Raw genomic sequence first — 12,215 nt, 5'->3', positions numbered from 1 at the left:
ATGACTTTAAGTATATAGTGGTTTTTTATTCTTTAGTTAGCTCTGCTTTCACCAGTCTTCCTGACTCTGTTAGAACCTCATTACTCTTTAATTCTTCAGGTCTTGTTCCCGGTATTATAGCTGCAGATTTTTCATCCTTGTCCGCAATAGACCAATTACACCAGGAAATATTATTTTCTTCTGCAAAGTCCCACCATTCATGAGATTCGTCAGCATCTATTTGGTCATCGCCGTTAGCAAGGGTGGTTCCGAATTCTGTAATAAAAAGCGGTAGGTCCTTATCTAATGCTTTTCTGGCAATAGCTCTCAGCTCTTCTTTATGTGTGGCTGCATAATAATGGAGTGTATAGGCAATATTACTTTTTTCAATTGGATCTTCAGCAGCGAGATCTACTCTTTGTGACCAACGTGGTGTTCCGCATATAATAATATTGTCTGAATCCTGTTCCCTTATTTCTGAAATTATCGTTTCGTGATAAGGTTTTAAGACGTTGCTCCAGGATACTTCCAGGGGTTCGTTATAAATTTCATAGAGGAGATTTGGTTGATCTCCATATTTCATTGCCAGCTCCTTAAAAAATGTTTTTGATGCTTCGGTATGATCCTCGGCGTGATGGTCGTGCCAGTCTACGATTACATAGATTCCCAGCTCGATAGCGGCATCGATAACCCGGTAAACTTTTTGTTTTTCCCTTTCAGGGTTCTGTAAATAACCATTGTGTTCAACGGCCATTGCTGCTCTTATTACATTCACATTCCAGCCTTCTTTCAGGTTTTTTACAGTTTCAAAATTGTAAAATTCAGGTTCCCACTGGCTCCAGAAAAGGGACATTCCTCTTAGCTGAATGTTTTCACCATTTTTGTCTACCAGGTTTTTTCCTTGTATGCTGAGTTGCCCATGGCGTGCAACAGGTGTTTCATTCTCAATGTTCTCCTCAGCTTCTTCTTCTTCTTCTTCTGTTTCTTCCTCTTCTGTTTCTTCCTCTTCAGGATTGATGTCTTCTTCTGTCTCTGTTTCCTCGTTATCTAACGGGGGTTCTTCTTCCACCATGTTTTCTTCATCTTTGACGGGTTCCTGTGTTGGAGTGCAGTTAGTAAAGAGGGAAAATTGAATTAATAGTAGAAGCAAAGATGTTCTTTTTTTAAAAGTCATGATAAAATAATATAATAAGTTAAAGTACCCGTTTAATTCCGCTAAATTCTTCTCGGTACTGACTGGGGGTACAATTTTTAGTTTTCTTAAAGACACGATTGAAGTTAGCGATATTATTAAAACCACAATTAAATGCAATTTCAGCAATACTCATATCCTTTTCTATAAGCCATCTTGCAGCGTATCCTATTCTCGTATCATTTACGTAATCAATAAAAGTTTTTCCTGTTCTCTTTTTTATAAAACGGTTAAAGGATACCTGGCTCATGCTCACCAACTGGGACATTTCTTCCAGGCTTATTTTATTCTGATAGTTTTCCTGTACAAATTCATAGATTGTTTTTATTTTTTGGCTATTCTCAAAGTTTTTGTTTTCCGAAATGTATGTTGATAAAAGCCTTTGTTTTCTGGAATTTGCCAGGTCGTGTAACACCGAAATAAATTCGAGGAAATAATCAATACTGTCAATTTTCGATAAGCGCTGGATCTTCGGTTTTATTTCTTCTGAAATCTTAGCTGAAAATAATATCCCATGAGCAGATCTTTCGAACATGTCTTTTATAGGCTTCATTATTCTACGACTCAATAGCTTACTATCTAAAAGATCGTTGTGGAAGTGAATGGTAACCTCGTGTATTGCTTTGCTTTTGCAGTTATGTAGCTCCCATCCATGCTGGAGGTTTGGTCCAACCAAAACCAGTTCGATCTCCTCAATTTCTTCCATGCTGTCACCAACGATTCTTCTTACACCTTTGCCGTTGGCGATAAAATTTAATTCAAATTCCGGATGAAAATGAATAGGGAAATCGAAATCGTCCTTTACTCTATCAAAAACCAGGAAGCTATCTTCTGGTGAAAGTTGAGTAATTTCTCTGTGAATATCTTTATGCATAATAAATTGATAAAAGTCAATTAGTAAATTTTAATCATAAAATGACAAAATGATATTGATATAATAGTCTCAATCGTTTTAATTTTGAATTAACATAAATTTTAGCTTGTAAAAGTGATTCTCGCAAAAAACGGAAAGGTTAAAGATACTATAAGCTTTTCTTAAAATGAAAATTATATGTCACTTCTATGCAGATTTAAAAGATTAACATGAAAAATTTTGTCAGATTAGTTGCATTTTTGGCATCTTTAATATTCATATCATGTGGACCGTTACGTACTTTTGATGCAGACACCATTGTTTTGACCGATAAAGACGCGACAAGGGAAACTAAAATTCTTTACCGGCGCATTAGTGAAATTGGAAAGGAAGGGATTGCATTTGGGCATCAGGATGCAACAGCTTATGGGGTAGGATGGAAACATGAAGATAATCCACACGAAATAAGGAGTGACATTAAACACGTTACTGGAAAATTTCCTGCAGTTCATGGATTTGACTTGGGGCATATAGAACTTGGTAAAAGCCATAACCTGGATACTGTCTCTTTTGCTCTTATGAAGGATCATATCCGGGAGATGCATAAAAAAGGAGCTGTTATTACTTTTAGCTGGCACCTGGACAATCCCTTAACAGACGGGAGTTCCTGGGACCCTTCCGCCGCTGTTTCAGAAATATTGACCAATGGTTCGCAGCGGGAAAAATATGAGCTTTGGGTAAAGAGGATCTCTAACTTCTTTCTTTCTCTAAAGGACGATAATGGTAAATTTATACCTGTGATCTTTAGACCATATCACGAAATGAATGGCGGATGGTTCTGGTGGGGTGAGGGCAATGTATCAAATTCAAATTATAAGCAGTTATGGAAGGAAACCCTGGAACTTTTGCAATCTAACGGTGTGCACAACCTGCTGTATGCTTATTCTCCAAACATTGTTTCCAGTGAAGAGGAGTACGAGAAGTATTATCCGGGTGATGCCTATGTTGATATTCTTGGTATAGATATTTACAATCACGGAGGTGATGAAGTATTTGTTAAGAATTTAAAATCGAACCTGGAGATTGTAAAGAGAAAGGCGCAATCATCAGATAAGCCATATGCTCTTACAGAAACAGGAAACAACAATTTTGGAGAAGGAGAGGATTGGTGGACACAGGTTCTTTATCCGGGAATTAAAAATTCCGGTATTTCCTGGGTTCTGCTGTGGAGGAATGATAGTTCTTCTCATTATTTTTCTATCTATAAAGGAGAAATTTCTGAAGAAGATTTTAAAGAATTTGAGTCTTTGGAAGAAATCTTATTTCTTGATGAAGTAGAAGACATTTTTAATTAAAAAAAGGCATTAATGCTACAAGGTTTAGACATTGCCATAATCCTGGCATATCTCGTAGGAACTATTTTAATAGGACTGGCATTACGAAAAAAGGCTCAAAAAAGTAAGGATGATTATTTGCTGGGGGGTAAAAGTCTTCCCTGGTACATGCTTGGGCTTTCTAATGCTTCCGGTATGTTTGATATTTCAGGTACGATGTGGCTGGTTACCTTAACCTTTGTCTATGGCTTTAAAAGTATATGGATCCCATGGCTCTGGCCTGTCTTTAACCAGGTTTTTCTTATGGTGTATTTGTCGGCCTGGCTTAGACGATCCAATGTGACCACAGGTGCCGAATGGATCCTCTTTCGCTTTAGTAGTGGGAAAGGAGGGAGACGTTCTCACGCCATAATAGTAGTTTTTGCTATACTTAGTTGTCTCGGTTTCCTCGCGTATGGATTTATCGGACTGGGGAAATTTGTAGAAATCTTTATTCCTTGGGAAATAGTTTCTGCATACATTCCTTTTGATATACCACCCGCTTACATACCACACTTTTATGGCACTATTTTTACATTATTTGCTGTATTTTATTCTGTATTGGGTGGCATGTCTGGTATTGTATGGACAGACCTGCTTCAATATTCAATAATGACCGTTTCTTCTATTGCTATCGCCGTGATTGCATGGCTCGCGGTAGGGGAGAACACGCTTAATGTTCCCGATGGCTGGCTTAATCCATTTTTTAACTGGGAACTGAACCTGGATTGGAGCGGAATTATTGATGAAGTGAATACAAAAATTGTTTCTGATGGATATTCACTCTTCGGAATCTTTTTTATGCTCATGGTTTTTAAAGGAATATTGGCTAGCATCGCAGGGCCGGCACCTAATTATGATATGCAGAAAATACTTTCTACTAAATCTCCTCTTGAAGCTGCAAAGATGAGTGCCTTTTCAATTTTTGCCCTTATGCCTACAAGGTATTTAATGGTAGGTGGCTTCTCAATTTTGGCAGTTCTCTTCTATGATAGATTGGATCTTACAACTGCAGGGCTTTTGGATTTTGAAAAAGTTCTTCCTGCATCCATAGAGCAATTTGTACCGGTAGGATTACTGGGTCTGCTTCTGGCGGGTCTGTTGGCTGCATTCATGTCTACTTTTGCAGGGACTTTAAACGCTGCCCAGGCTTACCTTGTAAATGATATCTATTTAAAATATAAAAATCCTCAGGCTTCGTCCTCCAGGGTTAAGATAATGAATTATAGCAGTGGCATCGTAGTGGTTATTATAAGTATTATCCTTGGGTTTTTTGTTCAAGATGTAAATTCCATACTGCAGTGGATCGTTTCAGCATTATATGGAAGTTACGTGGTATCTAACGTATTAAAATGGCACTGGTGGAGGTTTAACGGTGAGGGTTACTTCTGGGGAATGTTATCCGGTATTATACCAGCCATGATCTTTCCGATTTTTACAGATACGCTGGATCTTTATTATTTCCCGGTGATTTTGTTGATTTCCATTGCGGGTAGTGTAATAGGAACGTATACTGCCGGGCCAACAGACGAGCATACACTTATGGAATTTTATAAAAGAACAAGGCCGTGGGGCTTCTGGAAGCCTATAAAAGAAAAAGTAAAACAAGAAGATCCCGAATTTGAAGAAAATAAGGGCTTTGGGAGAGATATGTTTAATGTACTTATAGGTACTGTGGCTCAAACCCTTCTAGTTGTAATCCCGTTTTATATAATTCTAAGAGAAAATGTACCTCTTATAATCTCATTTGTAATCCTCATCATCAGTGTAGTTATTCTAAAGAAAAACTGGTGGGATAAAATTAAAACCGAACCAAATATTACCAGGAAAAATTAAGGAAGTATGGATTTTAAAAATGAAAATAAAACTATAAAGAAGCTTCCCGGCTTTCAAAAATTATTGGAAAGCCATCAAAAGCTAATCGAAAGAAAAAATTACCCGGAGGAAATTTCCAATGGGATTTATGAGCGATATCACTATCCGGTTGTTACTGCGGCACATGCACCACTGGAGTGGAGATATGACTTTAACCTCGAAACAAATCCGCTGGGTCTTGAGCGAATTGGGATTAACGCCACCTTTAATCCGGGTGCCATGAAATGGAATAACGGTTATGTGCTGGCTGTAAGGGTGGAAGGGAATGACAGGAAATCCTTTTTTGCCATTGCAGAAAGTCCTAATGGTGTAGATAATTTTAAGTTTTGGGAAAAACCTGTAGTTCTTCCGCAAACAGATGAGCCCGACACTAACGTTTATGATATGCGGCTTACGAGTCATGAAGATGGTTGGATTTATGGAGTGTTCTGTACAGAAAGAAAGGATAAAAGTCGTCCCGAAGATACTACTGCGGCGGTGGCCAATGCAGGGATTGCCCGTACTAAGGACCTTGTAAACTGGGAACGTTTGCCCGATTTAATTTCTAATTCGGGACAACAGCGCAACGTTGTCTTACATCCTGAATTTGTAGATGGGAAATATGCGCTTTACACCCGTCCGCAGGATGGATTTATAGAAGTGGGTAAAGGAGGGGGAATTGGTCTGGGATATGTAAAGGACCTGAAGAACCCTGTGTTGGAAGACGAAAAAATCATTAATCATAAGGTATATCATACTATATATGAGATGAAGAATGGTCTGGGGCCGGCACCTATTAAAACAAAAGAAGGCTGGCTGCACCTGGCACATGGCGTGCGCAATACAGCAGGAGGTCTAAGATATACGCTTTATATTTTTATGACGGCCCTCGATGATATATCTAAGGTGATCCACCAGCCTGCAGGATATTTTATGGCTCCAAATTATACAGAAACTGTAGGGGACGTTCCTAATGTTCTCTTCGGAAATGGCTGGATAAAAGATGAAGATGGTAAGGTTTTTATCTACTATGCATCTTCAGATACACGGTCGCATGTAGCCGTATCTTCGGTGGAAAAACTTCTGGATTATGTAAAGAACACTCCTGAAGATGATTTCACCTCGGCTGCTTCCGTAGAAAAAATTATACAGCAGGCAGATAAAAATAAATCGCTTTAAAATGCAGTTTAACTCCCGCAACATCTTAAAAAATGAATTATCGGCAGAATTGGACAATATCCTGGACTACTGGAAAACGTTTAGTCAGGATGATGATTACGGTGGTTTTATAGGCCGGCGGGATTTTTATAATAAGGTTGTTCCTGAAGCAAAAAAGGGAATTATTTTAAATACGCGTCTTCTCTGGACATTCTCTGCAGCAGGGAATTTCCGGCAGGATAAAAGTACTGTTGGAATTGCAACAAGAGCTTACGATTATCTGAAGGAATTTTTTCAGGACAGGAAAAATGGAGGTGTCTTTTGGGAGCTGGATTACCTGGGGAACGCGGTAAATACTAGGAAGCAAATATACGCTCAGGCTTTTGCTGTTTATGCCTTATCTGAATATTATAAACTAACTCAGAAAGAGGAGGCGAAAAAATGGGCTGTTTCCCTTTTCGAGCTTATAGAAAAGCATGGAAGGGACAGAGAGAATAATGGATATCTGGAAGCTTTTCAGCAGGATTGGTCACCAATTGAGGATATGCGTCTAAGCAAAAAAGAAGATAATTCCGCTAAAACCATGAATACACATCTTCATATTCTTGAGGCTTATACCACCTTGTATCAGATTACCAAGGAGGAAAAAGTTAGGGAAGCTTTACATAATCTGTCAATTCTTTTTCTTGAAAAATTTTATACTGAAGAAATTCAGCATTTTCATCTGTTTTTCGATGTAAAGTGGAACAGAACAAACAATATTGTTTCCTATGGGCACGACATCGAAGCGGTTTGGCTTATTATTGAAGCAATTAAGACCTTAAACGATCACGATCTTCTGGAAAAGGCAAATACTGTGGCTGTTGCTGTAGCAGAAACTTTTCTGAAAGAAGGTTACGTTATGGGCTCGGGAGTGCTAAACGAAAAAAATCTGGAATCGGGAAAGTTGGATGCCGACAGGCATTGGTGGCCACAGGTAGAGGCGATGGTAGGGCTCGATTTTGCTTTCAGGTTAACTAAAGAAAATAAATTCCAGGAGGCAATATTCGATATCTGGGAGTACACGAAATCGCAAATTATAGACAGGGAAAATGGAGAGTGGCATTTTAGGGTAAATGAAAAAAATAAACCTTACACAAATGAAGATAAATTAGGAATGTGGAAAGCACCTTATCACAATTCAAGGGCGTGCATGATGTTAGTAAAATAGAAAATATGAAAAAGCTTAGTTACTCATTGTTAATATTTGTCTTTGTAATCACTACGGCATGTAGTGAGGACGATAGCTTTGAAGAACCAAACCCGGTTGAAGAAACACCCGGAGAAGTTCCGGAAGAACCTACAGAACCTGAAGTTCCGGAAGAAACACCCGAAGAGGGGGATCCGCAGACTTATGCTTTTGCTCCCGGGGAGACCAGGGGTTACATGGCAGATGCCTCGGCTACAGAAGAAACGGTGGCATTGTTCTATCATTTAAAGGCGATTTCAGATTCGCAATTTATCATAGGTCAGCAGGATGCTTTTAATGCTTTTTATAATAATGATTCCGGAGAATCTGATATGAAAAAACTAACCGGAAGCGATCCCGGGATGCTCGGTTCAGATTTCATGTTTATTACAGATGATTCCAATAACGCGGAGGCCGGTAACTGGTTCTACCAACAGGAACAACAAATTATTCAGGACGCTATCGAAGCTTACGACAAAGGCATGGTGAATGCTTTTACGTGGCATTTACGCGAACCTTATGAAGGGGATGATTTTTACACCAGTGAAATGACTGCCTTTCAAAGGGAAAATGCTTTTAGAAGTATAATTGAGGGAGGCGCCAATCATGAATATTATAAGGAAAAGCTACAAAAAGTAGCAGAAGTGGTGAAAAATCTTCGAGGAAGCGATGGGGCGCTTGTGCCGGTGATTTTTAGGCCTTTTCATGAATTTGATGGTGATTTTTTCTGGTGGGGGGCACCTTATTCCACACCTTCAGAATTTAAGGAGGTTTGGAGATTTACCGTCACTTATCTTAGGGATCAGTTAGATGTACATAATATTTTGTACGCTTTCGCGCCAGATAACAGTTATACAAGTAAAAGTGCCTATTTAAGCAGATATCCGGGAGATGAATATGTAGATATCTTAGGTATGGATAATTACGGAGATCTTTCTTCACAAAATGGCTCTGGCGTGGCAGCAGCTAACCAGAAACTAAAAGTGGTTTCAGACCTTGCGAAGGAAAAAAATAAGGTGGCAGCATTAACCGAGACAGGTTATTTTGTAGACGCGCAAAATCCATTGCCTTCTAATTTTTATTCAAAAAATATTTATAATGTCATTACAGAAGGCGATGTGAACATTGGCTTTATCATGTTCTGGCAAAATTATTCCGATTCTTACACGGTACCTGTTCCGGGAGTAGAAGGGGAAGATGATTTTATGGAATTTGTTGAAACGGAGGAAGCTCTTCTATTGAAGGACCTTCCTTCATTATACGACATGCCGGCCAATTAAGCTAAAATGCAATGGAAGTTATCTCTGGAAGTAAAATGCTTTATAGGAAGCTATAGCTTAATCCTGGGTAGCTCACCTGATAGCTTCAGTAAAAATAATTAACTCTAAAAATATTAATGAAAATGAAAAAAACAGCATGTTTTTCCCTGATAATTGTCACCGCAATGGCAATGTTAAGTTTCAGCGGTAACAACAGAAGACTAAATCGATCTATGGAAACTTTAGAAATTGACAGCATTACCCAAAAAGTAGATTCATTGTTAAACCTTATGACCCTGGAAGAAAAAGTAGGGCAAATGAACCAATATAATGGCTTTTGGGAAGTAACCGGCCCCGCTCCTGAAGGCGGTAGCGCAGAACTTAAATATGAGCATTTACGAAGCGGTCTGGTTGGCTCTATGCTAACCGTGCGTGGGGTGGAGCAGGTTAGAGCAGTTCAGAAGATTGTAGTAGAAGAAACCAGGCTAGGGATTCCGCTCATTATCGGGTTCGATGTTATCCACGGTTATAAAACCTTAAGCCCTATTCCATTAGCAGAATCTGCAAGTTGGGATCTTGAGGCGATCAGGAAATCTGCAGAGGTAGCTGCTTCAGAAGCGGCTGCTTCGGGAATTAACTGGACCTTTGCACCCATGGTCGATATTTCCAGGGATGCACGCTGGGGCCGCGTGATGGAAGGTGGAGGTGAAGATCCCTACCTGGGCAGCAAAATTGCCGTGGCAAGGGTTAAAGGCTTCCAGGGAGAAGATTTGTCTCACCCACTTACAATCGCTGCCACCGCTAAGCATTTTGCCGGCTATGGTTTTGCTGAAGCAGGACGGGAATACAACAAAGCAGATATTGGGACGCTTACTTTACACAACATCGTTTTGCCTCCTTTTAAAGCTGCGGAAGAGGCCGGAGTAAAAACCTTTATGAATGGATTCAATGAATTGAACGGAGTGCCTGTTACCGGAAACGAATATTTATTAAGAGATATTCTGAAGCAAAAGTGGGATTTTGAAGGTTTTGTTATTTCAGATTATGCTTCTATTGAAGAAATGGCTACTCATGGCTTTGTGAAAAACGAAAAGATGGCTGCCAAAAAAGCGGTACAGGCAGGCGTAGATATGGATATGGAATCCTATTCTTACGTAAACGAACTTGTTGCACTTGTAAACGAAGGCCAGGTAGACGAAGCACTTATTGATGATGCGGTTAGAAGGATACTGCGTGTTAAATTCGAACTGGGATTGTTCGAAGACCCATACAGGTATTTAGATGAAGAAAGAGAGCAAAATATTATAGGAAGTAAGGAGAATCATGAAGCAGTTCTTGATATGGCCAAAAAATCCATAGTTCTGCTTAAAAATGAGAACAATATTTTACCTCTGAAGAAAAAAGGTCAGAATATCGCTCTTATCGGTCCGCTTGCAGATGATAAAAACAGTCCGTTAGGAAGCTGGAGAATAGCATCAGATGATAATACTGCTGTTTCCGTTTTAGAAGGAATGCAAAAATACGAAGGCAATAACCTTGTTTTCGAAAAAGGAGCAGAACTGGTAAAGGGAACGGTAACTTTTATTAACGAACTCGAGTTTAATACCACCGACAAAAGCGGATTTGATGCAGCTCTGGAGGCAGCAAAGGATGCAGATGTTGTGGTGATGGTTCTTGGCGAGCATGGTTTCCAGAGTGGTGAGGGCAGGAGCCGTACAAATCTGGATCTTCCGGGAGTTCAACAGGAATTAATGGAAAAAGTTTATGAAGTAAACCAAAATATCGTTCTTGTTCTTAACAATGGTCGTCCTTTGGCAATAGAGTGGGCAGAAGAAAATATTCCGGCAATTGTTGAAGCATGGCATTTGGGAACAGAAACCGGAAATGCAGTGGCCCAGGTTCTTTATGGAGATTATAACCCCAGCGGAAAATTACCAATGACTTTCCCACGAAATGTCGGTCAGACACCAATCTACTACAATCATGGGAATACCGGAAGACCTGAAGCAACCGAAATGGTATTCTGGTCGCATTACATGGATGTGGAAAACACCCCGCTTTATCCTTTTGGTTATGGACTAAGCTATACAGATTTCAGTTATGATAATCTTAAGTTAGATAAGCAGGAAGTTCCAACTTCCGGAGAACTTAATATCTCCGTTGAAGTGACTAATACTGGTGATTATGACGGAAAAGAGGTTGTTCAGCTGTACATCAGGGACATGTATGCCAGCGTGATAAGACCGGTAAAAGAACTGAAAGGTTTTGAGCTGGTGCAAATTGCCAAAGGCGAAACCAAAACTGTTAATTTCACCCTTACAGAAAAAGAATGGGGCTTCTATAATGCACAGGGAGAATATGTTGTAGAACCCGGAGAATTCCAGATTCTTGTAGGAGGAAGTTCTGTAGAAGGGCTGCAGGCTTCCTTCAATTTAGTAGAATAACAGCCTGTTCTATTTTTTATAAAGAAACTCCTGTGTCAATCTGATGCAGGAGTTTTTTTATTCTAAAAGGGTAAATACCCCGAGACTTGTCTCGTTAGTAAATGTTGTAAAGTTTGAAAACGTGTTCCACTAAAATGCTCCGTGGGCTTGCCCCGGAGAAATTTTACTTTGAAGCTTTTCTTCCGCAGAAAAAATAGTAACAGGATTTTCGCTGAAAAATCAGACGCTATAGTCCGGCTGAGCATTCTAAGATAAAAACAAATATTTAAGCGGATAATTTCACGAAGGGTTCTTCCCTTTTCGCCACGGCAAATATCCTCAACACGATTTTATTAGCCACAGCATTCAGGACAGAAAGTTTATTTTTGCCTTCGCTGATTTTCCTTTTATAGTACGCTTTCAACTGATGATCGTGCTGTATTGCTGATCCAGCAGCTTTAAATAGAATCGCTTTTAATTCTTTATCCCTCAGTTTGCTGGTTTTTGTTCTCCCTCGAATACTGCTCCCGGATCTGTATGGAAATGGTGCCAGGCCACAGTGACAGTTGAACTTTCTGGGATCGCTAAAACTGGTAAAGTTATCTGTCTCTATGATGCACTTAAGCGCTGTTATAGGCCCCACACCTACAACCTGGGTTATTTTGCTGAAAGTTTTTAGCAGCTTGGACTCTGTCTGGATTTCACTGAACATTCTCTGTTCAATGGCAGCTATTTTTTTATCCAAGATATCAATTAGTTTCTTCTGTTCTTCCAGTTCCTTTTTAATAGGCGTTGTTTTGTGTAATATTTCACATGCTTTGAGCCCATTTTTTAACTGCGTAGCAATTTTTACATAGCGTGCCCTAATGCTGAACAGTACTTTTAATTTTCCCAGT

9 protein-coding genes are annotated in these 12,215 nt (G+C 39.5%); 6 read left to right on the top strand and 3 right to left on the bottom strand.

What is annotated here, in order from left to right:
• Positions 1-25: 25 nt before the first annotated feature.
• A complete protein-coding gene (locus RM541_RS12415; RefSeq protein ID WP_311500465.1) occupies positions 26-1,129 on the bottom strand; it encodes a glycoside hydrolase family 5 protein in 1,104 nt (367 codons plus the stop codon).
• A gap of 43 nt (positions 1,130-1,172) precedes the next feature.
• Positions 1,173-2,045 carry an AraC family transcriptional regulator gene (locus RM541_RS12410; RefSeq protein ID WP_311500464.1) on the bottom strand — a complete coding sequence of 291 codons (873 nt, stop codon included), beginning with the start codon at positions 2,043-2,045 and terminating at the stop codon, positions 1,173-1,175.
• 209 nt (positions 2,046-2,254) lie between these two features.
• Here RM541_RS12410 and RM541_RS12405 point away from each other — a divergent pair, with 209 nt between their 5' ends.
• From RM541_RS12405 to bglX, 6 genes are all read left to right on the top strand, one after another.
• Positions 2,255-3,379, top strand: a complete 1,125-nt coding sequence (locus tag RM541_RS12405; RefSeq protein ID WP_311500463.1) for a glycoside hydrolase family 26 protein — start codon at positions 2,255-2,257, stop codon at positions 3,377-3,379.
• 12 nt (positions 3,380-3,391) lie between these two features.
• A complete protein-coding gene (locus tag RM541_RS12400) occupies positions 3,392-5,233 on the top strand; it encodes a sodium:solute symporter family protein (protein WP_311500462.1) in 1,842 nt (613 codons plus the stop codon).
• A gap of 6 nt (positions 5,234-5,239) precedes the next feature.
• The gene (locus tag RM541_RS12395; RefSeq protein WP_311500461.1) at positions 5,240-6,430 is read left to right on the top strand and encodes a glycoside hydrolase family 130 protein; all 1,191 of its coding nucleotides are present in this window, start codon (positions 5,240-5,242) and stop codon (positions 6,428-6,430) included.
• A 1-nt stretch (position 6,431) separates the two neighbouring features.
• Complete coding sequence (locus RM541_RS12390; protein ID WP_311500460.1) at positions 6,432-7,619, top strand: AGE family epimerase/isomerase; 1,188 nt, start codon at positions 6,432-6,434, stop codon at positions 7,617-7,619.
• A gap of 5 nt (positions 7,620-7,624) precedes the next feature.
• Positions 7,625-8,917, top strand: coding sequence for a glycoside hydrolase family 26 protein (locus RM541_RS12385; RefSeq protein ID WP_311500459.1), 1,293 nt, complete (start codon positions 7,625-7,627; stop codon positions 8,915-8,917).
• Between the two features lie 122 nt (positions 8,918-9,039).
• Positions 9,040-11,340, top strand: coding sequence for a beta-glucosidase BglX (bglX, locus tag RM541_RS12380; protein ID WP_311500458.1), 2,301 nt, complete (start codon positions 9,040-9,042; stop codon positions 11,338-11,340).
• Positions 11,341-11,605: 265 nt separating this feature from the next.
• On the opposite strand, the gene RM541_RS12375 is transcribed toward bglX, so the two are convergent.
• Positions 11,606-12,215 (bottom strand): transposase (locus tag RM541_RS12375; protein ID WP_311500457.1); only part of this gene is annotated, 610 nt, incomplete at its 5' end.

The sequence above is a fragment of the Autumnicola psychrophila genome, assembly GCF_031846645.1.
GTDB lineage: Bacteria > Bacteroidota > Bacteroidia > Flavobacteriales > Flavobacteriaceae > Autumnicola > Autumnicola psychrophila.
This window is presented reverse-complemented; position numbering and strand designations above follow the sequence as displayed.

Bases quoted from the DNA above. Each gene is read 5' to 3' on its own strand.
- RM541_RS12390 (WP_311500460.1), top strand. From the start codon at position 6,432: ATGCAGTTTAACTCCCGCAACATCTTAAAAAATGAATTATCGGCAGAA.
- bglX (WP_311500458.1), top strand. From the start codon at position 9,040: ATGAAAAAAACAGCATGTTTTTCCCTGATAATTGTCACCGCAATGGCA.
- RM541_RS12395 (WP_311500461.1), top strand. From the start codon at position 5,240: ATGGATTTTAAAAATGAAAATAAAACTATAAAGAAGCTTCCCGGCTTT.
- RM541_RS12400 (WP_311500462.1), top strand. From the start codon at position 3,392: ATGCTACAAGGTTTAGACATTGCCATAATCCTGGCATATCTCGTAGGA.
- RM541_RS12385 (WP_311500459.1), top strand. From the start codon at position 7,625: ATGAAAAAGCTTAGTTACTCATTGTTAATATTTGTCTTTGTAATCACT.
- RM541_RS12410 (WP_311500464.1), bottom strand. From the start codon at position 2,045: ATGCATAAAGATATTCACAGAGAAATTACTCAACTTTCACCAGAAGAT.
- RM541_RS12405 (WP_311500463.1), top strand. From the start codon at position 2,255: ATGAAAAATTTTGTCAGATTAGTTGCATTTTTGGCATCTTTAATATTC.